Origin of the sequence: Clostridium beijerinckii HUN142 (assembly GCF_000621745.1) — a bacterium.
Classification (GTDB): Bacteria; Bacillota; Clostridia; order Clostridiales; family Clostridiaceae; genus Clostridium; species Clostridium beijerinckii_A.
Map to the genome: position 1 here is coordinate 1 of NZ_JHXK01000047.1, position 23,627 is coordinate 23,627.

The 23,627-nt window shown below is 28.6% G+C and carries 20 protein-coding genes, 2 tRNA genes and 1 rRNA gene; 20 read left to right on the top strand and 3 right to left on the bottom strand.

The window, feature by feature from the left end:
- The first annotated feature begins 20 nt into the window (after nt 1-20).
- Both T483_RS0117705 and T483_RS0117710 read left to right on the top strand, forming a co-directional pair.
- Nucleotides 21-94 (top strand) — tRNA-Gly (locus T483_RS0117705).
- Between the two features lie 47 nt (nt 95-141).
- Nucleotides 142-218: transfer RNA gene (locus T483_RS0117710), tRNA-Arg, on the top strand.
- A gap of 287 nt (nt 219-505) precedes the next feature.
- Here T483_RS0117710 and T483_RS0117715 read toward each other — a convergent pair.
- Nucleotides 506-1,705 carry a tyrosine-type recombinase/integrase gene (locus tag T483_RS0117715; protein ID WP_026888039.1) on the bottom strand — a complete coding sequence of 400 codons (1,200 nt, stop codon included), beginning with the start codon at nt 1,703-1,705 and terminating at the stop codon, nt 506-508.
- On the bottom strand, nt 1,706-2,182 hold the full coding sequence (locus T483_RS30205) for a helix-turn-helix domain-containing protein (RefSeq protein WP_051560442.1): 477 nt from the start codon (nt 2,180-2,182) through the stop codon (nt 1,706-1,708).
- A gap of 259 nt (nt 2,183-2,441) precedes the next feature.
- On the opposite strand from T483_RS30205, the gene T483_RS29395 reads away from it, so the two are divergent.
- The 9 genes from T483_RS29395 to T483_RS0117765 all read left to right on the top strand — a co-directional run bounded on the left by T483_RS29395 (nt 2,442) and on the right by T483_RS0117765 (nt 9,075).
- On the top strand, nt 2,442-2,639 hold the full coding sequence (locus T483_RS29395) for a helix-turn-helix domain-containing protein (RefSeq protein ID WP_035790343.1): 198 nt from the start codon (nt 2,442-2,444) through the stop codon (nt 2,637-2,639).
- Between the two features lie 14 nt (nt 2,640-2,653).
- Nucleotides 2,654-4,801 (top strand): phage/plasmid primase, P4 family, encoded by a 2,148-nt coding sequence (locus tag T483_RS0117730; protein WP_026888040.1) that lies wholly within the window; start codon nt 2,654-2,656, stop codon nt 4,799-4,801.
- 117 nt (nt 4,802-4,918) lie between these two features.
- Nucleotides 4,919-5,161 carry a hypothetical protein gene (locus tag T483_RS0117735; RefSeq protein ID WP_026888041.1) on the top strand — a complete coding sequence of 81 codons (243 nt, stop codon included), beginning with the start codon at nt 4,919-4,921 and terminating at the stop codon, nt 5,159-5,161.
- Nucleotides 5,162-5,183: 22 nt separating this feature from the next.
- A complete protein-coding gene (locus T483_RS0117740) occupies nt 5,184-5,597 on the top strand; it encodes a hypothetical protein (protein WP_026888042.1) in 414 nt (137 codons plus the stop codon).
- Nucleotides 5,598-5,749: 152 nt separating this feature from the next.
- Nucleotides 5,750-6,175: a hypothetical protein gene (locus T483_RS0117745; protein WP_026888043.1), complete on the top strand. Its 426-nt coding sequence runs from the start codon at nt 5,750-5,752 to the stop codon at nt 6,173-6,175.
- Nucleotides 6,176-6,178: 3 nt separating this feature from the next.
- Complete coding sequence (locus T483_RS0117750; RefSeq protein WP_026888044.1) at nt 6,179-7,414, top strand: phage major capsid protein; 1,236 nt, start codon at nt 6,179-6,181, stop codon at nt 7,412-7,414.
- 213 nt (nt 7,415-7,627) lie between these two features.
- Nucleotides 7,628-7,954 (top strand): hypothetical protein, encoded by a 327-nt coding sequence (locus tag T483_RS30210; RefSeq protein WP_051560443.1) that lies wholly within the window; start codon nt 7,628-7,630, stop codon nt 7,952-7,954.
- Nucleotides 7,951-8,403, top strand: coding sequence for a hypothetical protein (locus T483_RS0117760; protein WP_026888045.1), 453 nt, complete (start codon nt 7,951-7,953; stop codon nt 8,401-8,403). The genes T483_RS30210 and T483_RS0117760 overlap by 4 nt, the downstream gene beginning before the upstream one ends.
- 264 nt (nt 8,404-8,667) lie before the next feature.
- Nucleotides 8,668-9,075, top strand: a complete 408-nt coding sequence (locus tag T483_RS0117765) for an ATP-dependent metallopeptidase FtsH/Yme1/Tma family protein (RefSeq protein WP_196244896.1) — start codon at nt 8,668-8,670, stop codon at nt 9,073-9,075.
- A 1,234-nt stretch (nt 9,076-10,309) separates the two neighbouring features.
- On the opposite strand, the gene T483_RS32495 is transcribed toward T483_RS0117765, so the two are convergent.
- A complete protein-coding gene (locus T483_RS32495; protein WP_026888047.1) occupies nt 10,310-12,241 on the bottom strand; it encodes an N-acetylmuramoyl-L-alanine amidase family protein in 1,932 nt (643 codons plus the stop codon).
- A gap of 679 nt (nt 12,242-12,920) precedes the next feature.
- On the opposite strand from T483_RS32495, the gene T483_RS0117775 reads away from it, so the two are divergent.
- From T483_RS0117775 to T483_RS0117815, 9 genes are all read left to right on the top strand, one after another.
- Nucleotides 12,921-14,033 (top strand): glycoside hydrolase family 113, encoded by a 1,113-nt coding sequence (locus T483_RS0117775; RefSeq protein ID WP_026888048.1) that lies wholly within the window; start codon nt 12,921-12,923, stop codon nt 14,031-14,033.
- 296 nt (nt 14,034-14,329) lie between these two features.
- Complete coding sequence (locus T483_RS0117780) at nt 14,330-16,378, top strand: MASE3 domain-containing sensor histidine kinase (protein ID WP_026888049.1); 2,049 nt, start codon at nt 14,330-14,332, stop codon at nt 16,376-16,378.
- 322 nt (nt 16,379-16,700) lie between these two features.
- Complete coding sequence (locus T483_RS0117785; RefSeq protein ID WP_026888050.1) at nt 16,701-17,084, top strand: hypothetical protein; 384 nt, start codon at nt 16,701-16,703, stop codon at nt 17,082-17,084.
- A gap of 6 nt (nt 17,085-17,090) precedes the next feature.
- The gene (locus T483_RS0117790) at nt 17,091-17,720 is read left to right on the top strand and encodes a hypothetical protein (protein WP_026888051.1); all 630 of its coding nucleotides are present in this window, start codon (nt 17,091-17,093) and stop codon (nt 17,718-17,720) included.
- Nucleotides 17,720-18,034, top strand: a complete 315-nt coding sequence (locus tag T483_RS0117795; RefSeq protein WP_026888052.1) for a hypothetical protein — start codon at nt 17,720-17,722, stop codon at nt 18,032-18,034. The genes T483_RS0117790 and T483_RS0117795 overlap by 1 nt, the downstream gene beginning before the upstream one ends.
- A gap of 76 nt (nt 18,035-18,110) precedes the next feature.
- A complete protein-coding gene (locus T483_RS0117800) occupies nt 18,111-20,570 on the top strand; it encodes a glutathionylspermidine synthase family protein (RefSeq protein WP_026888053.1) in 2,460 nt (819 codons plus the stop codon).
- A gap of 106 nt (nt 20,571-20,676) precedes the next feature.
- Nucleotides 20,677-20,886 carry a DUF350 domain-containing protein gene (locus T483_RS0117805; protein ID WP_026888054.1) on the top strand — a complete coding sequence of 70 codons (210 nt, stop codon included), beginning with the start codon at nt 20,677-20,679 and terminating at the stop codon, nt 20,884-20,886.
- A gap of 208 nt (nt 20,887-21,094) precedes the next feature.
- Nucleotides 21,095-23,155 (top strand): M13 family metallopeptidase, encoded by a 2,061-nt coding sequence (locus T483_RS0117810; RefSeq protein ID WP_026888055.1) that lies wholly within the window; start codon nt 21,095-21,097, stop codon nt 23,153-23,155.
- A gap of 394 nt (nt 23,156-23,549) precedes the next feature.
- Nucleotides 23,550-23,627: ribosomal RNA gene (locus T483_RS0117815) — 16S ribosomal RNA — on the top strand; the annotation flags it as partial.

Consider the following 23,627-nt stretch of genomic DNA (forward strand, 5'->3'; position numbering starts at 1 on the left):
ATGTATATAAAAATAAATATGCGGGTATCGTATATCGGTAATACTCCAGCCTTCCAAGCTGGAAAGGTGGGTTCGATTCCCACTACCCGCTCCAAAAAAACAACTGAAAACAGTTGTTTTTATTTATATAAAAATGAATATGCACTTGTAGTTCAGTTGGATAGAGCGTTGGACTTCGAATCCAGAAGTCGTGGGTTCGAATCCCACCAAGTGTACCAAACATGAGTAATACCAATGGTTTAGAGAAATTTAAATCGTTGGTATTTTAATTTTACACCGCTTTTTACACCGTATAAAAATTTTTACGCCATATCATATATGTTTTTTTTAGAAAGAAGAAAAAAACTATATATAATATAGATTTTCAAAAAATTATGGTACTTAGGGTACTAAAAGGTGTAACACTTGATTATTACTGAATTAGTACCGATTCAGTACTCTAAAATTTTAAAGGTACTTAGAGCACTTAGGGTACTAAATTAGATTATCGAATAAAAAAGAAGGCTTATTTAGCCCTCATAGATATATATAAATCATTTAATTTTGATGCTGCCATAACTTCCATATCTTTAAGTACATGAGTGTAAGTATCTAAAGTAAGTGATACATCACTATGACCAAGTAATTTTTGTACAGTCTTTGGAACTTCTCCAAGTTCAAATAATCGTGTTGCGTAAGTATGTCTTAAATCATGAAATTTTCTATGTTTTATAATTTTTGTTTTATCAGTTTCAGCAGCATTAATATTATCTATTATTTTATTAAGTCTTTTTCTTATATTGCTACTATCAAAATATTTACCATATATAGTGCAAAATACTAAATCATTATCATCATATAAATTAGCAAGTTTCAATCTATGTTCTGATTGCCTTAATTTATATTGTCTTAGCTGCTCTGCTAGTGCTAAGGGTATTGATATACGTCTAATGCTATTTACAGTCTTAGGGGTTTGTATTATTACCTTTGATTGTTGACGACCTTCCCTTGATACGTCAGCAACGTTTTTAGCGGTCTTATTAACATCAATATAGTATTCTTGAAAATTAATATCTTTCCAGGTAAGAGCAAATAATTCACCTTGTCGCATGCCAGTATTTAGAGCCGTAAGAAATAACATTTCCAATTCATGCCCTTTGATAGCTGAAATAAATCTTTGTTGTCCATCTAATGTGAATGGTTGAACTTTACTAGCTTTATTTAATTTAGTTTGTTGGTCTTCTTTAGGTAATACAATAGCACCAGTGAAATCTTTGATTAAAATATTATTATTATAAGCATACCTTATGCAAGGCGCTAATAATTTATTTAATGCTAATATACTACTAACAGATGAACCGCTTTTAATTAATTTATTATAATATTCTTGAATGTCATTTAATGAAATGTTTCTTATTTTAATTTTTGATAGGGGACTATCTTTTATATAATTTCTATATATGCCCTCATATCTTTCCTTAGTGGAAGGTTTTAAAGTTGAAAATCTAACATCAAAGAGCCAGTTAGCGAAGAAAGTCTCAAAAAACTCTTTATTATTGACAATATTGTTTTCCAGTTCATTTCTGATGGCTCTTAATTTTTGGTCAAGTTCTTTGACAGTAGGGGCATATATGTCTTTGGGTTTATTTAAATTTACATGCCTTAATCTAAAATAATAATATTCTTTTCCATTAATAGTTCTTTTTAAATAATTAGTTTTAGCCATTTAATCACCTTCTGAATTTCTCTTTAGCTTAAAAAATTCAAGCTCTAATAAATCAGATACTTTTTTTAAAATATCATTTAAAGTATCATCAGTAATGTTTTTTAAATCATAGTTTTGCGAAAGAATTAACTCTTTCAAAATATCAAGTTGAGTTTTTTGGTACATCATATTATTGGTAAAATTATTTATGTAAGCATCGAATAGACTATTAGCGTCCATGTTGTTTAATGAATCTATAATATAGTTATTAAGTTGATTTTCTTTTAATTTATTTTGCAATTGAGCTAAATTTATTAAATTAGATATATTAACGCCTAGAGCATTTGCTATCTTACCCATTATCTCAATGTTTGGCAGTCTTTCATCTCTCTCATACCTTTGTAAGCTTGTTAGTGCTATTTCACAATGATCTGAAAGTTCCTTTTGTGTCATTTTTTGTTCTTTTCTTAAATGTTTAATATATTCTCCGATAGTCATATAAACAACCTCCTTGTAAAAACATTATACAATAAAAAAAATAAGAATAAAACCAAAAGGAATTATTTTTTTATAAAAAGAAATATATAACACCAAAAGGAAATTATTTTATATCAAAAAGGTTGACAATAATACCAAATGGGGTTATCTTATAAGTAAGAAAGATGTCCGAAAGGACCTTTTTGCGATTTGATTTTATATGAATATTAAATTAAAAGACACAATTGGAATGAGTATCGAATGAATGGAGGAATAACAGATGAATAAAACATTAGAAACGATAACAGAGAAAATAATAATAACACCAAAGGAAGCAATGTCTATTCTAGGAGTTGGAAGGAATACAATGTATGAAGTGTTATTAAAAGATAAGGATTTTCCGGCATTTAAAATAGGAACTAAGTTTTACATCAATAAAGCCAAGTTACCTGAATGGGCAGATAAACAATGCAGATAAAAGTAGGTGATTGATTGAATACAGATGATTTTAAAATAATAGCAGATAAAAGCTTGTTTCCAATAGTTCCATTAGTTAACAATAATAAAATTACTTATGCAAAATGGAGTAATGAAAAGGATTATATAAAGAACAATAAAGAATTAAATAATTTTTTATCGCTACAACAAAACAGAAATGCAACTGGATTCTCACTTTTAACTGGAAATAAAAGTAGTATTATTGTGATAGACTTAGATAAAAATCATGGTGATGGTCTCATTGATGGGGAAAAAAGTTTTTTTGAATTAATAAAAGATTTATCAGAAGTTGATAAGCAGCAGATAGCGGATACATTTACAGTAAAAACACCTAATGGTGGAAGTCATCTATACTTTAAGTATAGAGATGGATTAAAAAATAAGGCCAACTATGCGCCAGGTGTTGATGTAAGAACTGATGGAGGATTAATTGTATTACCTGGCAGTAAATCAAGAGTTAATGAAGAAATTAGGGAATATACAGTGATTAAAAATAATGATATCAATGAAATGCCGCAAGCATTATTTGATATATTTTCAAAGTTGGACAAACATAATAAAAGAAAAGCAGAGCCTAAAACTTTATCACCATTAGTAAGTATAAATTATGGTGAAGGCGCAAGAAATCAGGAATTATTTAAAGAAGTGATAGGGATTGTAAGTAAATCAAGTATAAGAGATATCGCAACTATATATTCAATTGCAAGGGGATTAAACTTGTTAAAATGTAATCCGCCATTGGAGGATGAAGAGGTAAGTAATATTGTAGCAAGTATATCTCAAAGATTGTATCCTCCGTATTGCAATTCAAAAGGTAATATTGAGTTATATGAATTAACGAATCATATATTGGGTAAAACACCATGTTATACAAAGGGAAATCTATGGTTTATATTTGATAATAAAGAAGGCGTTTATAAATATATGGAATTTAAAGAAGTACAAAAGATGTATTTTAAATATCCAATTAATAATTCTGATAAAACAGTTGTTAAATCAAAAAACTTTGCGGAATTATTAATGTTAAATAGTGAAGATGCCAAGGAAGTACATGATGAAAAGAAGTATATTAATTGCAAAAATGGAATTGTAGATATTGAAAGAAATATCTTATTAAAACACGACCCTAAATATAAAACAGAAGTTCAATTTCAAGCCAATTTAATAGAGGATTCAGAAGAATTTAGAAATTTACTTGATAAGTCAGAGTTTAAAAAGTTTTTAAATGATTTATTAGATGAAAGTAGCATAAAAACACTTCAAGAAGGCATGGGGTTAATGCTTTCACCACATGCAAAAGAGACGCAAAACTGTTTCATATACAAAGGTGAAGGAAGTAATGGTAAAAGTTCTGTTTTTGATATACAAGAGGCTCTAATAAATGATAATAAGCACATATGTAGTATTGGTCTTGGAGATTTTGGAGGAGATTTTACTATATCAGCCGCAGAGGGTAAGCACGTGAATATTGTTAGAGATGATGAATTATCCGTAAAAACAGTTAACAAGACATTTAAATCAATGGTATGCGGGGAACCCGTTACAGTTAACCGTAAAAATAAAGATTTAGTTAGGTTAGGTTTTAATATGACAATGTTTTTTGGATTAAATAGGTTACCAAGTGCAGCAGATAAGTCAACAGGATTTTTTAGAAGGCCAATAATAATACCATTTAATACTTCATTTGGTACTCAAAAAGAAGTTGAGGAAGGCGCTAGAGACAAGTTAAAAGACCCATTAATTACAGATAGAATAATTAAAAACGAATTAGATATAGTATTAACATGGGCTTATGAAGGCCTTAAGAGAGTTAAAAATAATAATTGGAAAGTAACCGTAAGTAAAGCAGCAGAAGAAGAAATGGAAGAGTATAGAGAGGAAGTTGATTCAGCTTATGCTTTCTTTAAAGAAAAAATAGCTTTAGTTGCTAAAAAGAATATTAAAATTCCTAAAGGTGATGTTTATAAAGTTTATGAAAATTGGTGCATATCCAATAGTATAGCATCGATGAATAAAACTCATTTTGGTAGGCAATTATCTAGTTTTGGAGTTAAATCTATAAAGAGTAATGGAGTTGGTTACTATTTAGATATTGAAGTTGATGAGTTGATATTAATTGAAGATAAACAAGAAATATTCTAATAAAAAAAGAGCATATCTTAAAGATACACCCAACTGCTATAAAAAGTGTATCATCATATGCTCTAAAAGTAAAGATAGAAAACTCGGTAAAATAGTATAGAAAGAGATGATAATTTGATGAACACAATTAGAAATTTTGCAAGCGAAAATGATAATAATTTATATAATTCCTTAAAAGCTATGAAAGAACCATATAAGATAGGAACAATCATGATGTATTACATTGTTGATACATATGCTAAAAAGGATAGAATGAGTATTATTAGGAAAATATTAAGGATATTTTCGATTGATTTCTTTGCATATGAATTACCAAAAGGAGAATTAGAGAGATTTAGAAGAATAATAGATAAAATATAAATTGATAAGAAAGGGGTAACTAATGACAAATGATTTTGAACAGACGGAAAACATATTATATGAATATAAAAACTTTGAAAGTTTAAATAAAATTGCAATAGCAAAAATAAAATGGTTAAATAATGATATCGAATTATATGCCATTAACTACGATGAAGAAACCGAGCCAATCCATAATATTTTAGCGTATGAAGAAAATATTAAAAGGATTATAAGGAAAATAGAATCAGAGATTGACCGAAGAAATAATCAGAAAGAAAAAATCAACGATATATTGGCACTGTTGGATGACGATGAAAGAAAACTAATTACTCTTAGGTATTTTAGTAAGCCAGTCCAAAGTTGGGCAAGTATCGCACAGAATTTAAATCATACTAGCGATAATTGTATAAAAAAGCGTAGAAAAATAATTAAAAAGATAACAGAATTATTATAAGTTTATTGTATTTTTATTACAAGTTTATTGAAACATTACGCTTTGTAAGGCTTTATCCATAGTAAAATTATGCTATTGAATGTCGATGACATGCAGTAGCATTTTTTATTTTAGGTAATAACAGAAGAAAAAAAGAAGGGAGTAGTTGCATTATGCCTACAAAACAAATAACTGTAAGACTTGAAGACGAATTAGAAAAGAAGGTTCAATTCGAAATTCAAAAAATAAAAGCTCAATCAAGAGGAGGGAGTGAAATTAACCTATCATCTGTAATTAGATATTCTTTAGAAAAATATGTTCAAGAACAAAACGAGTTGGATAATGGAGTTATAACATTAAAATTTAATGTTAATAAAATTTCAAAATGTGATTTAAAGAGACTTGAAACGGTAGGGGAGCAATTAACAGAAATATTTGATAGCGGATATGAAGAAACAATGGAACTTGTAAAAGGTTCTTTTGACCTGGACCAAGCAATCCAATATAAGCTTTACCAGGAAGAAAAGTTAATGCAAGGTGCAGCAAACTATGAGTTAACAGAAGATGAAAAGAAATATTTAAAGACAAAGGAGGATTAATTTATGGGGGCAGTAATAAAAATAGCAGAGTATAGAACTTTACCAATGAGCGAAAAGGGACTAGTGGAGGATAGACAGGACCTTATGAACGAAATGGAAGATATGCTTGATAATGCTAAGTTAGAAAGTAGAACATTAAATCAAGATGAAAGTAAAAGATTTAAGGACATAGAAACAGAAATAAGAAGTATTGATGATAAGTTAGAAATCATTGATAGAAAACGTAATTCAAGTATCAATGGAAAAAATGAATTAGAATTTAGAACTTTGTCAGATGTTATATTGCCAGGTGAAAAAGTAGAGAAAAGGGCATATTCAGATAATAGTAATTCTAATATGGATTTTGGGAAACTTGTAAAAGGTATGGCCGGCAAAGGTTGGAGCGGTGCAGAAAGAGAGCAAGCGCATTATAGAGCAATGCAAAGCGCAGAAAACAACGTTCTTATTCCTCAAATGCTAGCCGATAGAATAATTGATGTAGCAAGAACAAAATCAGCGTTATTTGGGAAAGTTCCAGTTGTTCAAATGGATAATAATAATTTAACCGTAGCAGTACAAACAAAAGACGCGGTTGCTAATTTTGTGAATGAAGGTGACTTAATTCCGGCAAGTGAGGCAGTATTTACGAGCGTAGAACTTAAGGGAAAAACATTAGCTATATTTATTCCAGTAAGTGAACAATTACTAGATAGTGCCGCTAATTTAGGCAATCAATTATTATATAGTAGCGCCGCAGCAATTGCCCTAGCACTTGATAAGGCTATGTTATATGGTAAGGGTACAGTAGAAGGTCAACCAGTAGAACTTACCGGCATATCAACGTATAACTCTATTAATAAAGTTACACATAATGCAGCAGCGTTAGATTATGACCTACTAATCAAGGCGCAAAAAGCTTGTAAAAGTGCAAATATACAACCGGATAACATTGTCTACAGCACTAATATGGCAGCGGATTTAGATATGTTAAAGGATACATTAGGCCAATATGTTGCAAGACCTAAAACGTTGGATTGCTGCACAATAACAGAAAGTAACAATGTAAATGACAACGAAAGTTACTGCTATGATAGTAATTCATTACTATTAGGGTTACATAGGGGCATTAACATTCAATGGGGTTATACTACAGACCAATTCCAAAGAATACAAAAGGGCCTTAGAATATACCTAAGAGCAGATTTGGGAGTAGTTAGACCTAGTGGCATAACACAAGCAACATTTGCTAAAACTGTATAGATAAAATTTTCTTTTAAAATATTTTCATATTAATAAAATCCTCACTTTAAAAAGCAATGATAGGTTTTTATTCTCCTATCATTTTTTTATAAATTGATATATTTATATGTCTAATATCATGGTATATAATATTACTTAATAGTTAAATAATTACTATTGGTTAGTAAAGAGAATGTAAAAAAACAATTTTATATAACTTGATTAGGGGGAACAATGAAAAATAAATACTTAAAATATTTAAAATACATTTTTATAATTATAATATCGTTGCTATTAATATTGGGGATAGCCATAAAGATACCTTTACTTATTGATAACTATGTATTCGGAAGTGGTCATTTAAGCAATATAGAGAATAAGGATTGGGCCGGTTTTTTAGGAAGCTATGTTGGAGCAATACTTGGGGGAATAATTACATTGGTTGGAGTTGGAATAACTATAAATTTTACAAGAGCGCAAGCAAATGAAGATAGAAGATTGTCAATTGCTCCATATATAAAATATACGAAACAATATTATCAAAAGAGAGATATAATATGAGTATAATCTATACAATTGATGAGAGTCCTAATATTAATATAAAATCCACAATAGAATTTAAGAATATTGGAATGGGGGCATTAATAGATTTAACAGTTGAAGAGCCAAAATTCAATAACATGAATGCGGTTTATACGTTGGCAAGTGATGAAGCCCCTGAGGTCTTAGAGAAAGGTGAACAATACTTTATACTTACAACAATAAACTTTAGATTAGATAAAATAAAAAAATTATCTTCTCAAAGAAAAAGTTGCAGCAAACAAGGAATTCTATCATTTAAAGTAAAATATAAAGATTTACTTGATAATGAATATGAGCAAGATATTGAGATAGCAATTGATTCGTTTTTTGTATGTGAGAGTGGCGAAACTGAATGGCTATATAATTCGCAGATATTGTACGTAAGTAAAAAGGGAGAATTAAAGATAATAAAAAGATATAAATGTTGATGGAGTATATGTGAAAATTTTAAGTACCCCCTGGTATTTGGACTTGATTTCAACAATATCGGCTAGACCACATGCCCCCATTTATTCGCTTAAATTTCCCTAAATGAAAATTTTAATTAAGAAAAATATTAAAGTTTCATCAATATTTTAAAGGATATAAGAACATCTATAGAAACATAGGTGTTTTTTATTAGATGTTTTATAATTCATAGGAGGGATTTACCAAATTGTGTATAATTGTATTATATGGAAGGAGATAAAATTATGATAGATAAAAAAACAGTTAAAATTATTAGTGTGGTTTTTGCAATATTATTGTTATTGTCAGTTGCATATAATTTTCATAAAAAGGTTACTATGGAGAAAGAAATTAGCTATAACGAATTTATTAATCTGTTAGATAAAAATGAAATTTCACAAGTTGTAATAAGTCAAGAGAATATTAAAATAATCCCCAAAAATAATTCAGAGTATAAGAACAAAATTTTATTTACAGTGAATATTAATGATGGGAAGTTAGTGTCAAAGCTTCAAGATTTACATGTGAGTTATAGTATTGTAGAGAAAGCTAAGGAAAATCCTTACTTAATTATATTTCTTATATTTATAGCTTTAGCAATATTTATATATATTGCTCATGCAACTAAATTTTTAAAACATAAAAACAAATAGCTAAATAAATTATATTTTAGAACTCTAGAAATAGGGTTCTTTTTATATTTAATAAATCAAGATTTTAGCCAAAGCAAAATTGCATTCATTTTATTCAAGTAAGTACCCTAAGTACCCTAACAGTACCCTAAAAAAGTTAGAGTACTGACAACGTAAAACGTTGATATTACTTACTTGATACTATTATAGTACCCTAAGTACCTTAAAAAATGATATTAAAAAAATATATATTAATATATAAATCAATATACATATCTTTTTAAAAAAGTGTAAAATATAAATTTACACCGTTTTTTACACCATATAAAATAACAATAGATAAAACTGAAAGTAATTGAATAATAAACAAATGACAGTATAAGAACGTTTGGCAATATTATAAAAAGGCATGAGTGTAATCATGGCATTTCCAGAAGTCGTGGGTTCGAATCCCACCAAGTGCACCAAACATGAGAAATACCAACGATTTAGAGGAATTTAAATCGTTGGTATTTTTGTTACTACAACCAATAGAAGTTGGCAAAGAAAGGTATTCTATACAATGACAATAATATTAGGGATAAGGAAAGAGGTTAATCTAAATACTTTAAAATGCAGATTAATCAAAGGATAGAGGGAATTTATAGGTCACTTGTAATAGATTTAAGCATTCATCAAAGGGAATTTCAAAAGAAAATAATAAAATTGCGTTAGGTGATAAAACGTATAAAAATTATACTAGACATCCAATAGCTGGGCATAGTGGGGGGATGGTAGATTAATTAATTTAAATAAAGCAAGTTCAAGCAAAATTAATGATACTGTTAGGCGTCAATTAATATATTCTGGCACTTTGAAAAGTAAAGATTTTAAGATAAAGAATTATCTATCTTGTTTTGTGGACGGGATAGCTCAATATTACCAGCAGCACATAAAAAGGTTTATTTCAATAGTTATTAGTTGAGGATACAGTTGCAAAAAAGGAATGGAGTCATAATTTCAAGCAACATCGATACTTATACAGTTAAATTTATTATTGGATACTAAAACAGTTGAAGGATATATTTTAGAGGAGCAAAGGTAAAGAGGTGTAGATAAAAATAACTTTAACTATTTTATATTAGTTATTCTGAGTTCATATTATTTTTATAAAAGGGAATTGCAGGAAACTAATGTTTCCTGCAATATATTTAAATAAATTTAGGGGTTTGTTTAAAAGAGAATTATATATTTATTACAGTATCAAATATTTAATCTAAATTAGAGCTCCACTTGAAGATAATCTATATCCGCCAATTGTTGTATTGTATGCCATAGCACCACTTGAGTATAAATAATACCAAGTACCATTAACGTTTATCCATCCAGTAGCCATAGCGCCAGAAGATTGCAAGTAATACCAAGTACCATTAATGTTCTGCCATCCAGTAGCCATAGCGCCAGAAGGCTGTAAGTAGTACCAAGCACCATTAATATTTTGCCATCCAGTACTCATGGCACCAGAAGATTGTAAGTAATACCAAGTACCATTATCATTTATCCATCCAGTAGCCATAGCGCCAGAAGGTTGTAAGTAGTACCAAGTACCGTTAATACTTTGCCATCCAGTAGCCATGATACCATCAGCTTTTAAGAAATACCAAGATCCGCCGACATTGGCCCAGTTATTAGTAACCTTAGTTCCGCTTGCATCATAGAAATTCCAAGCTCCGTTTGATAGTTTATCCCAACCGACTTTTGCTGGAGTAGGGTTAACTATTGAAGATGCATCATCTTGTGCTTGTTTTTTACCTTCCTGAACAGTTGTGTAGGCATCGCCATCGTATTCCCAGGCAATTAAGTTCTCATCGTTATATACATCTAATCTATCGAAAGATCTATCGCATGTGTACATAGTCTTAAAATCGCCTAGTTTTGTAGATTTTTTTATTTCTCCGTTATATATTGCCCAGACATTTCCATTAACATCTATTGACCATGCTTTGGCTTTTGTATCCTGATCCTCATCTTTCTTGGCAACATGTCCATCTACTTTAGTATCCAACTTACTATTTTCATTGTATCTACTTAATTTTTCGCTAGTTTTTAAAACTATCTTTTCTGTTTTTACTTTATCTCCGCTATCGTCAGAATAAGTTACATAAATAGCACCATCAACTATTGTTGAAACTGCATTATCAGATTTTGTTATAATTTTTTCTATAGCAGTATAAGCATCTTTTACATCACCACTACCTGTGGCACCAGAAATTTCATATGAATCTGTGCTTTTTGGTAAGTAGGCATCCTTTTCTTTATATCCTTGAGTTTTAGAGATTTTTTGTATATAATATAATGTGTCTCCGGCTGAGTTATAATCGCTTCCATTATAGGTTGTACTGTCGGGGCCGCTTGTTTTAAGAATCTTATGAATAGGACCACTTACATTTGCCTTAACTATTCTATATATATATTTATCATCTTCTCCTAGAGTAGATATATGAACAATACTATTTAAAGTTATCCCTTCTTCGGTATCACCGACATGTTCTATTTTTACCATTTTTGTTCCATTATAAACATATATATTAGCATCGTAAGAGGTGTCGATATAAGTTCCTGAAGTATTTGTATAGCCATAATAAACTGCTTGTGGTGTAGTAGAGTTTTCTGTAACGGTTATTGATTGAGAGGTTGTTGCAGAATATTCGAACCATACATCGCCAAATCTGTTTGAACTAACTTGTGCGCCGATTTCTACTTTACCGTATGAACCACCTTTTCCGAAATCTGAACCTGTACTCTTTGCATATCTGTCAGTTTTTTTCAATTTATTTATTAGTTTAGTTCTGGCAGTTTCAGCTGAATCACTTACAGTATCATCATCTGAAATTTTTCCTGTTGATAAATCCACTAGATATTCGTCACTGCCATCAAATGCTCGGACAAATTTATCGTCATATTTTACTCCTAATGAAGTGGCATCATCTAATCTCTTGTCTTTAGTCCCTGAATTGTAGTACAAACCATTATTATCATCATCGGTTCTGTATCCTTCATAGATGTATTTACCGTCTTTAAATGCTACAGCATTTTCAATTGTACCATCTTTTGTTCCTAACTTATCCGCGGCCATTGCAGGCATTATTGATAAAATAGATGCAGCTGCTACTAGTAGAGCTGTTATTTTACTCGTTCTTTTTAACATGATATTCCTCCTTTTAATATAAAAAACAATATTAGTTAAATATAAATCAAAATAAATTTAAATTTAAAGAAATATTTAACTTATTCAACATATTATACAAGTAAATGATGAATATTTTGGTACTTTTTATAAAAAAATATCGAAAACAAATACAATATTATATATATTCTTATCTGGTTTCCGATATCTCTTTATGTATTATATAATACAAAGAAGTTATCCAAACTTGGTACTTTTTTTATATTTTGGATGAATAATTTTAAAATCAAGGAGAAAGATATAGAAAGTAAAATATTGCAAAATGTATAGAGATATACCGACAGGCCTTAAATTAAGAATAATAAATCCTAAATTAAATAAGGAATTTTGTATTAACAAAGATTAATCGCAATCAATATATGCGCTTTAAGAAATGTATATTATCTTCGATAACTTTTTTGCCTAATTTTACATTATATAGTAATATATTAAAAGGAAATAATAATTAAGGAATTCCCAAAATGCAGCAGTTTGATGTTAACTTGTAAGTTATGAAAGTTTTCACATCTTCAATTGAGTAAGAGAGGGTTCTGAACATTAGTTTCTAGACAGAGTAATTTAAAACAAACTATATATAAACTAAATTTTAATGAGAACATAAGCAATTTGTTTTTATTAATAATATGTGGTAGGTGATAAAATGACTAAAAGAGGAGTATTAATATTTATTATTTTAAGTATAATTACATTTGCTTTTTATGCTTATAACATTAACGTAGAGTCAAGAGGATTTATTAATGAGATGATTAATAAAATAGAGGGAAAAACATTAAATTCAAAATTTCAAACAAAAATTAAATCCGGGAATTTATCAACTGACTATAATATAGATCAAGTACTTAAAGATATAGATAAATTGCAGTTAAATACTTTAAATGTTCCGGTAGTTATAAATATAGATAGTAGAACTTCTAGTAGCATGACAATAGATAAAGGAAGTGAAAAGAGGGCTATTGAATTATTTAAAAAATTAAGATGGAAGAAAATAAATATAATATTAGAACCTTATCCATGGATTGAGAACGGAAGTATAGGAGAAACAGAATGGAAACCAGATAATATAGATGAGTTTTTTAATAACTGGACTAATAATGTTTTGGGAAATTTAATTAAAGATATAGCTGTACCATATCATGTTGACGCATTAAACATAGGGACTAGTTTTGTGTATATGGAATCTAATGAGCAGAAAATGTGTGATATGGTTGATTTTGTTAGAGAACGTTACAAAGGCTTACTAACTTATAGAACAAATTTTTGGGTTACTGCAAAAGATTTCTCGCCAGAATTTACAGATAAGTATGACGAAAAACTAAATAATAAAATATTTTCGAAGGTAGATTTCATTTCTATAGCAGCTTATTTTGAACTTACTTCTAATGATACTAATGCGATAGAAAATCTAATAAGTTCATTAGAACATACTCAAATATATGATAGAAAACAAAATATAAAACAGGAAGTAAAAAACTTCTACGATAAATGGAATAAGCCAATTTTTTTTGGCGAATTAGGTTTTCCAAGAACTAATAAGGCTTCTGTTCAGCCGTATAATCCTTTGATTTCTGATATAGCGAATAATGAGGAGCAAGCAAATTGTTTTGATGCATATAGAAATGTGTTTGAGAATGAATCGTGGAATCTTGGGTTCTCTATATTTGCAATGGGTGAGACTAGTGATGATAAAAAGTATTATCCAAGTGATGAAAGTGCTGAAATTATAAGAAAATGGTATGCAAAAAAAGAAAACTAATGAAAGTATATACTCAGAGAAAATTTAATAAAAGTGTATATAGGTTCTAATTTATAAAATTTATAGTGTACGAAATTACTATGCAGAATATTGTATTTGTAAAATATTTTATGAATAATACTTTTTAGAGCCTATATATTATTTTAATAAAGAAATTATAAGGCTTTTGGGTACTTTCTGATAATAGCGAATACATTTACATATTTATGTACAAGTAGTAAAATAAAGAATGTAGGGAGAATTAAAGAAATCTAAAGATAATTTTATTGAGAAACATTTATAAGGAGGTACACATTGTGAGTACAGGAGGAATTAGCAAGCTTTCAAGATCTATCAAATTTGAGTTGTTGATAGAATGGAGCTTTTTTTTTATTTTTATGGCATTTCTGATTATTATGAATAACTATAGCAATTTGTTTTTCCATACTGGAATTGAGTTGTTTATTAATTTTATTTTTGCATTAATATTTGTGGTTGCTTTTAATACTTATAGAATTAATAAGAATAGCTTCTTATTAATATTGGGAATTGGATACTTTTTTGTAGCGGTACTAGGAATATTTCATATGCTCACTTATACTGGAATGCCTTTTTTAAGCAGTATAGATGGATTAAAGATAGCAACCCAATTCTGGATTGCTTCAAGATACATGGGTGCTTTTACATGCTTTATTGCAATACTATTCAAAATAAGGCCGCAAAAGAGAGTTAATCCGTACGTCTTATTTATCGTTTATTTTTGTGTAACGATATTTTTGATAGGGTCAATATGTATATTTAAAGTTTTTCCAGATTGCTATGTGGAAAATGTGGGATTGACTTCTTTCAAAATAGTTAGCGAATATGTGCTATGTGTTACATTTTTAATAATTGCTGTTATATTTTTCGTATTAGGAAAGCATACTGATAAATATTTATTTATATGTTTTGAATGCTTCCTTATATTATCAGGGGCATGTGAAATGTTTTTTGTAAGTTATATGATCCCTTCAGAATTTACAACTATAATAGGACATACTATAATGATTTTTGCTGCGTATTTTTTATACAAAGGAGTTGTAGAGACAGGGTTGAGAAAGCCATATAATCTTATAAATAGTGATTTATATATGGCTGATAATAAGGTGAAATTATTTGAAGAAATAGTATTCAATAATGAAGAGTGCCTTAATATGATAATAAATAACTCTGACAATGCAATTTTTGTTATTAGCAATAATAAGTTAATATTTGCAAATAAAAAAATGGCAGAACTTTTGGGTGCTGAAAATACTGAAGAGATTATAGGTATAGATATTAAGAAAATAGTTACAGATGAGGCCAAAAGTGCAGTTTATGAAAGAATAGATAATGCTATATGTAATAAATCAAGTACTCCCTTTGTTGAAAGTAAGTTATTGAGACTTGATGGAAAACTTGTGGACATTGAAGTTACAAATAGCTTTTGTATGTACAAAGGACAACCTTCAGCTATGGTTATGCTTAGAGATATCACTTCAAGAAAACAAATACAACTTTTGGAAAGTAATATCGAGGAAAATAAAAAATTGATAAGTAAAACTACAGAACTTAATAAGATGATGACAGAATTCTTTTCGAACATCTCTCATGAACTTAAAACACCTTTAAATGTGCTTCTGGGAGCTGTTCAGATATTGTCGTTATCAGGTAATCAAAAAAATAAGTTAGAATCAAGTAAGTATTTAAAAACAATGAAGCAAAATTGTTATAGACTTGTGAGGCTTGTAAACAATCTTATTGATATATCAAAGTTTGATTCCGGATACTTTAAAATGAATCTTCAGAACTATAATGTTGTAAGTGTCATTGAAGATATAACATTATCAGTTGCAGATTATGTAAATAATAAAGGGATTGATTTAATATTTGATACAGATGTGGAAGAAAAGGATATGGCAATTGATCTGGATAAAATCGAAAGGATAATGTTAAATCTGTTATCTAATGCTATTAAGTTTACTGATAGAGGCGGACAAATATTAGTTAATATATATGATAAAAGAGATAATGTTGTAATATCTGTTAAGGATAATGGTATTGGAATGCCTAAAGATAAGCTGAATATAATTTTTGAAAGATTCGGCCAAGTAGATAAAACTCTTGCTCGTAATAGCCAAGGCAGTGGAATAGGGTTGTCTCTTGTAAAATCTATTGTAGATATGCATAATGGAGATATTAAAGTTTTTAGTGAAGTTGGAAAAGGGAGTGAATTCATAATTAAACTACCTGTTAGATTTGTTGAGGATAAACAAGAATCAGATGGTCGTTTTTATGAAAATAAAGTAGAGAAGATAAGCATTGAGTTTTCAGATATATATTGTTAAATTTTCAATAAAACTCACATATATAGAACTTTAGAAACTTAGGCATAATATATAAGTTTTAATTAATAAAAGTAATGGATTGTAAAGTCACTATATATATAAATATAATTATTTGAGTTTTATCAAAGAAGTATATTTTTTTAAAAGCCATATATTAAAGTGTTTTTATAAAAGAAAATATTCTAGTAAGGTTAAAATTAGATATGCATGTTTAAATTACTTTTCTAAATTTACGTGATGCTTTGCACAGAGTACAATGCGTAAGTAGTAATAAATATGTATAATATTTATTTAGTATTATGAAGTAAATGAGGGGTAAATAATGGAGATTTTTATTTATAGGACTTATGAAGAGTGGTTTAATGACAAACCTACTGAGACATTGGAGGGTGAGGTGAATTCTATATACAATGGAGTTTTAGTTATCGATACATTTGAGGATTTCAAGAAGTATAGGCAAATGCTTTCTTTAAAAAATAACTTTGCAATTGTTTATAAACTTTCATATGGTTTTCTATCTTATGCTAAAGAAATCAATATTTATTCCAATTTTAATTCTTGGCAAAACTCTAATCCAGAAATTACTATCATGGGAGAAGTATGTGAAAGTGAATCTACAGATAGTCACTTAGTTTTTATAACTCAAGAGGGATTTAAGCAGTGCATATCTTTGTGTGGAATTTATGCAGTAACATATGAAAGGTAGGATTATATGTATCTACAAGATATAGATTTAAGAAAGGTGTATAGAACATGGAAGTCAAACTTAGGTCCGTTTCAGGGATTCTTTAGAAGTACACCATTCGTTTCGCTTCAAACATATGATAATTTTATATTAAAAGAAGAAAATACATGTCAATGCAATCAAGGTGTATTAAATATAATAGCAGAAAACTGTAGTAAGAATAATTTTTTGATAGTTGATTTGCCTATTGATGAGATTTTAAATTTAGCGTTTGTATTAAATAATGAATATTCTATAAAACCAATTCTAAATATTAACTTATTATTCCATCCATTTGGAATAGTAGGAACAAAAGAGAATATTAATAAATTGATAAATAATGGTTTGAATTTAAAGAAAATAAGTACGGAAAAGTTTGTTATGCTAATACCGTATGATAGATATAATGATAATTTGAAGATTGATGAATTGAAAGATAAATTGAATAATCAATATGGAATAAGTGATGATGATCTTCCAAATACAGATATACTAAAAATTCTTGGCTACACTAAAATAACTATTTTGACTATAAATCAGATTAAAGATGACTTACAAGATTATATAAATTTTATAAATAAGGATATAGAGGTAGAAGTGATAAAGGTGAGGGTATAATGAAAGATTTTAAGCAAATAGTAAAGAAAAATAAGAGAAAAGCATTATCTATAGCGGTAGCAGCTACATTTTTTGTAAGTGGACCGCTTGGATTTACAGGTTGTTACAACCCTCAAAAAGAAGATGATGAAGACCAAGATGGAAATGGTTCTAGTTATAGTGGTGGGGGGCATGTTGGAGGATGGAACAGTTTTGGCAGTGGTTCCTCTATAAATAGCGATTCTTCTGGCAAGAGCAATGCTAGCATATCAGATTCATCAATTGGTAAATCATCAGGATACTCTGGATCAAAGGGAGGAAGTTCATCAAGTTAGCGTATGGGATAAGATAATTAAAATTTTGATTATCTCATGCATATATAAAGAAATTATTTAGGAAGTGGATTACTCTATGGAAAAACAGATTAATTATACTGAAGATGTTTTATTTAATAACTATATGGTGAGTTCTTTAGGTGAAGAGTATGTTCACTCGCAAATACCATTTTATTTTGATAAGTCAACTTATGAAAAAATGGTGCTTTACAGCGAAGAAATAAATAGAATTTCATTAAATATACTTAAGAATATTAAGGAAATGCACAGTGAATTATTGAATTATTTTGATGATTTCATGTTTAAAGAAAAAATATTTAACTTGAAATGCCCAATATCACCAATGTTTTGGGCCAGATATGATACTTTTAGAGATGCTGATGGGGATATTTATTTCGCTGAATTTAATTACGATAAACCTTGTGGCCAGAAAGAAATTCATTTAGCAGGTAAATGTAGCTTTGATGGAAATATAAATGTTAGTTTTATAAGTAATGTAGTTAAGGAATTGTTAAAAATATGCAAAGAATATTCTATGGAGAAAGAAAAAATAGATGTAGGATTTTTGATGGATCCGTGTCATTATGAGGAGCTACATCATAGTTATTACTTTAAATATATTCTGAAAAATACTAATATTAACATAATACAAGTTGGACCTAATAACTTATCCGTAAGAGATGGATATGTTTATGCATATTCTAAGTTTAAGCTGACAATAATTTTAAGATTGTTTCCTACAGAATTTTTTAGTGAGATTTCTAATATAAATGAAATCTTAAATTGTGTTGATTGTGGAAATTTATTATTAATTAACGATCCAAGGGTAATTGCTATTCAGGCAAAAAGTTTCTTTGCTTATTTATGGACTCTGGTTAAATCTGATTCGAGGCTCCTCTCAATTGGGGATAAAGAAGTAATAAGAAAATGTATTCCGTACACAGAAATACTAAATTCTGATAATATGCAAGATGTAATAAACAATAAAGACAGCTATGTCGTTAAATCATCTTTGGGTCGATATAGTCAGGAGGTTTACATAGGTAAGCTTTACACGCAAGAAATGTGGGAAAATAAAATTAAAATTGTATCTGAAAGTAATAAAGTACATGTAAAACAGGAGTTAATAAATATTAAACAAGAATATACTTATGCACCTCGTAATAATAATATGAATATTCCAGTTTTAGCTTTTGGAAATTTTGGTGTTTATATAATGAACTATAAAGTAGAGGGGCTTTTAGTTAGATGGAGTAAAGATCTTTTAACTAATGACGAGTATACGTGGATGTGTCCAATAGGAGTTAAAAATTTTCCTGTTTATATAAGTGAATTTAATCCTAAAAATAGAAAAGAGATTTGGAATCAGATAATAGATGATAGTGTATTTAGATATAATTTCACAGGAGCTTACACAAATGTTTATGAATATATATCATTAGATTCACTAATTTTAAAAGAAAGTTTTTATAAAGAAATGCTTTCAGCAAGTAATAAGTTTTGTAAGATTTTAAAAAGAATATATCCATATATACAAAAGCAAATGGAACTTTTGGGTCCTATACTAGGTATACCAGAAGAACTTTATAAATTAGTTTCAACCTCATGTACTACATCACTTTGCGCATTAGGGAGAATTGATTTTGTTATTGATAATAACGGAGATCTGAAGATTTTGGAATTTAATTCTGAGACACCTGCAGGTTTAGTTGAGGCAATTGGATTAAATTCTATAATTAAAGAAAAGCTTAATATCAAACATGAAAATCCTAATGTCAATCTTAAAGAACATATAAAAAAATCATTTTTTCATATATTAGAAGAGCTTAAGAAAATAAAAAAAGTTAAAAATATTGCTGTTATAACTTCTTGGTATTATGAAGATATATATACAAGTAATTTAATAGCTGAAATATTAAAGCAATTAAATGAGTATAATGTGATTTTTGGAAATGTATATGATTTGAAAGTGAGTGAAAATAAGATCTATCTCTATGGGGATGAAATTGATGCTATTTATAGGCATTATCCATTAGATTGGTTTTCTTGTGAAGACGAAATGAAAAAAGTCATTGAGCCTTTAAGTTCAGGAAATTATTTGATAAATCCTGGATATACACTAATAACCCAATCAAAGGCTTTATTCGCAGTGGTTTATGAACTTGTTAGGAAAAAGTTCTTTTCACGTGATGATGAGACTTTTATTTTAAAATATATACCATATACATGTTTAGAACCGGATGATGTTCTTTCTTTTGATTATGTAACCAAGCCATATCTTTCAAGAGAAGGATCAGGTGTTATGTTAAGTTATACTGAAATGAATAAAAAATCAGACGATATGGTATTTCAAAATAGAATAAATATTAAGCCTTTATACTCCAATATTTATTCAACAATGAAAAATGAAAGCAAATACCTGTTTCCTGTAATAGGTATGTATATAACAGGTGATATCCCATCAGGAGTGTTTACTAGAATGGGAGAGTTTATAACTGATAAAAATGCCATGTGTGTTGCTACATATGTTGAGTAGTAAAATAAGCTTTAATTTTAATTAGTGTAATATTAAAAAATATATAAGTATAGTAAGAATATGGGCTAAGTCTAATTATTTAAATAGTGATAAGGAGGAGAGATTTATGACTGGTATTATAAACAATATTGTAGTTAGCATTGTTTTCGGATTGATAGGTATTATATTGCTGATTTTCGGATACTGCTTTTTTGATAAAGTATTAACTAAGATTGATTTTAATCAGGAATTAAAAGAGAAGAATGTTGCGGTTGCCATAGTTATAGCTGGTTTTATGATTTCTATAGGAATTATAATTTCAGGAGTCGTATCGTAACAACAGTATATTTACGAAGAACAATTAATGTAAAAAACCATCTTGAAATAAATAGGTATTTCAAGATGTTTTTTTTTGTTTATTTTAAAAACATGAATTATTTATAACAATAAATTAAATAATAGTATTAGGTTAACTTTAGGCGAAACGATTGGAATCGTTATTAAATAGATAATTACAATTAAAATACTAAGGAGGAGAGAGACGTATGAGAAAAATTACACTTAAGAAAATTACATCAATAATATTGGTATTATTTTTAAGTATATCAACTTCATTAAATTGTACTTCATATAGTTCGAAATTTAATATAATAAGTGTTCTAAACAGTAATAGTATAGAGTCATATAGTGATGCTAGGATAGAAGACGATTTTTATGATGCAGTAAATAAGGAGTGGTTGTCAAAGGTAAAGCTTGAGGATGGATACATTTCTTATGGAACATTTGAGGAAGTATGTGGAAGAGTTAATGGGGATATTCTTAATATAATATCAGATATACAAAAAAACAAAGATAGTTATGCTAAAAATAGCGATGAATTAAAAGTTTTAAATTTATATAACAGCTATCTAGATATGAAAAAAAGAGACGACTTAGGGACAAAACCTATAGAGAAATATATAAATCAAATAAGCGAAATTAAGGATACAAATGATCTTAAAGCTATACTGAAGGATGATGAATTTTCATATTTTCAACCTCTAATAAACCTGGGTGTCGGTCCAGATTATAAGAATAGCAATATTAATGTCTTATATGTTTCTAGAAGTAATCTTGGATTAGGAAATTCGTTTTATTATAAGGATACTAGTGATAAGAGTCAAAAAATAAAACAGATATATCTAAATTATATATCTAAATTACATATGTTATATGGAGAAAGTGAAGATTTAGCAAAGAAAAATGCAGAAACTTTCGTTAATATTGAAAATGAGCTTGCTAAAAAGATACCTTCTTACGAAGAAGAGGCTAAAGATGAGAACCGAATACAAAATTCTTATAATTTATATACTGTAAAAGAACTAAATAAGTTAATACCTAATGCAGATATACCTGGATTATTAAATAAATTAAATATAAATAATCCTAAGAAAATAATAGTAGAGAACCCGGAAGAATTAAAATTAGTAAATTCACTTATTAGCGAAAATAATTTAGAAGATATAAAAACTTACTTTAAGACAAATGTATTAATAAACACAGATAATTATTTGACGTCAAAACATAGAGAAGCGTGTAACGAATTAAGAAAAGTGCTTTATGGAGTAGAGTGCTCAGAATTAGATGAGGGTTCAGGTGTGAAGTTTGTTAGTGGACAATTGAATGAGATTATAAGTAAATTATATGTAAACAAACATTTTGATAAGGAATCAAAGAATGATGTGGAAAAAATGTCAAAGGAGATAATCGAAAATTTCGAAAACAGGTTGCAAAGCAATACTTGGATGAGTAAATCAACAAAAGAGAAAGCACTCAGAAAATTAGAAAATGTAAATGTTAAAGTGGGTTATCCTGAAAAGTGGGATGACTATAACGATGTAGTAATAAATTCTTATGATGAAGGTGGATCATTAGTTGATAACTTGATAAGTATATACACATCGCAAAGTAAAAAACAGTTTTCTAAATTAAACCAGCCGGTTGACAAAAATGAATGGAATATGGGCGCTTGCACTGTAAATGCCTACTACAATGCTTTGAACAATGAAATTGTATTTCCAGCAGGAATATTACAAGCACCATTTTATGATAAAAATGCAAACAAGGAAAAAAATCTTGGCGGAATTGGCGTTGTTATTGGGCACGAACTTACTCATGCTTTCGATAACACAGGTGCTCAATTTGATGAAACTGGTAAATTAAAAAATTGGTGGAATCAGAATGACTATAAGGAATTTACAAACAGGAGCAAAAAGGTAGTAGATTATTATTCTAATATAAAGATGAATAGTGAAAAAAATGTAAATGGAATTTTAACTGTAGGAGAAAATATAAGTGATTTAGGTGGAATGGCTTGTGTCTTAGATATTGCAAAAAAGTTGGAAAATCCTGATTTAAAGGACTTATTTGAAAACTATGCGACAGTATGGAGGGAAATATCAACAAGTGAATTAAAAGAATATCTGCTAAACAATGATCCTCATTCTCCTAAAAAAGTTAGAGTAAATGCAGTGTTATCGCAATTTGAGGATTTTTATAAAACTTATAATATAAAAGAAGGGGATAGAATGTATGTGAGACCAGAAGATAGAGTTGGAATATGGTAAGAGTGAAATAAAAATTAAATATTGAATATTGAAATCATGGCATGGCGGCACGAATTGAGATAAATAAACAAAAAGTATTATTAAACATATCCAAGCGTGTCACTGTGCTAATAAATGAGGAATAAAAAGAAAAAAAGAGAAAATGAAGAATATTTATCTGAAAATAGTGCAAAATAAAACATGACTAATAAATATGATGATATAATAGGTTTTGTTGTCACGAGAGTTGATGAAAAATGCTAAAAATTAAAAAAAAGTGTTGACATTGATTTAGGGTGATGATACACTAAATGAGTCGCTTGAAGGCGATAAGATCTTTGAAAATTGAACAGAATAACATAAATACATTTAAGTAAACCAGCAATTTTTATTTGAGTAAGCTAAGATTAAACTTTTAATTGAGAGTTTGATCCTGGCTCAGGACGAACGCTGGCGGCGTGCTTAACACATGCAAGTCGAGCGATGAAGTTCC

Bases quoted from the DNA above. Each gene is read 5' to 3' on its own strand.
- T483_RS0117715 (WP_026888039.1), bottom strand. From the start codon at position 1,705: ATGGCTAAAACTAATTATTTAAAAAGAACTATTAATGGAAAAGAATAT.
- T483_RS30205 (WP_051560442.1), bottom strand. From the start codon at position 2,182: ATGACTATCGGAGAATATATTAAACATTTAAGAAAAGAACAAAAAATG.
- T483_RS29395 (WP_035790343.1), top strand. From the start codon at position 2,442: ATGAATAAAACATTAGAAACGATAACAGAGAAAATAATAATAACACCA.
- T483_RS0117735 (WP_026888041.1), top strand. From the start codon at position 4,919: ATGAACACAATTAGAAATTTTGCAAGCGAAAATGATAATAATTTATAT.
- T483_RS0117740 (WP_026888042.1), top strand. From the start codon at position 5,184: ATGACAAATGATTTTGAACAGACGGAAAACATATTATATGAATATAAA.
- T483_RS0117745 (WP_026888043.1), top strand. From the start codon at position 5,750: ATGCCTACAAAACAAATAACTGTAAGACTTGAAGACGAATTAGAAAAG.
- T483_RS0117750 (WP_026888044.1), top strand. From the start codon at position 6,179: ATGGGGGCAGTAATAAAAATAGCAGAGTATAGAACTTTACCAATGAGC.
- T483_RS30210 (WP_051560443.1), top strand. From the start codon at position 7,628: ATGAAAAATAAATACTTAAAATATTTAAAATACATTTTTATAATTATA.
- T483_RS0117760 (WP_026888045.1), top strand. From the start codon at position 7,951: ATGAGTATAATCTATACAATTGATGAGAGTCCTAATATTAATATAAAA.
- T483_RS0117765 (WP_196244896.1), top strand. From the start codon at position 8,668: ATGATAGATAAAAAAACAGTTAAAATTATTAGTGTGGTTTTTGCAATA.
- T483_RS32495 (WP_026888047.1), bottom strand. From the start codon at position 12,241: ATGTTAAAAAGAACGAGTAAAATAACAGCTCTACTAGTAGCAGCTGCA.
- T483_RS0117775 (WP_026888048.1), top strand. From the start codon at position 12,921: ATGACTAAAAGAGGAGTATTAATATTTATTATTTTAAGTATAATTACA.
- T483_RS0117785 (WP_026888050.1), top strand. From the start codon at position 16,701: ATGGAGATTTTTATTTATAGGACTTATGAAGAGTGGTTTAATGACAAA.
- T483_RS0117790 (WP_026888051.1), top strand. From the start codon at position 17,091: ATGTATCTACAAGATATAGATTTAAGAAAGGTGTATAGAACATGGAAG.
- T483_RS0117795 (WP_026888052.1), top strand. From the start codon at position 17,720: ATGAAAGATTTTAAGCAAATAGTAAAGAAAAATAAGAGAAAAGCATTA.
- T483_RS0117800 (WP_026888053.1), top strand. From the start codon at position 18,111: ATGGAAAAACAGATTAATTATACTGAAGATGTTTTATTTAATAACTAT.
- T483_RS0117805 (WP_026888054.1), top strand. From the start codon at position 20,677: ATGACTGGTATTATAAACAATATTGTAGTTAGCATTGTTTTCGGATTG.
- T483_RS0117810 (WP_026888055.1), top strand. From the start codon at position 21,095: ATGAGAAAAATTACACTTAAGAAAATTACATCAATAATATTGGTATTA.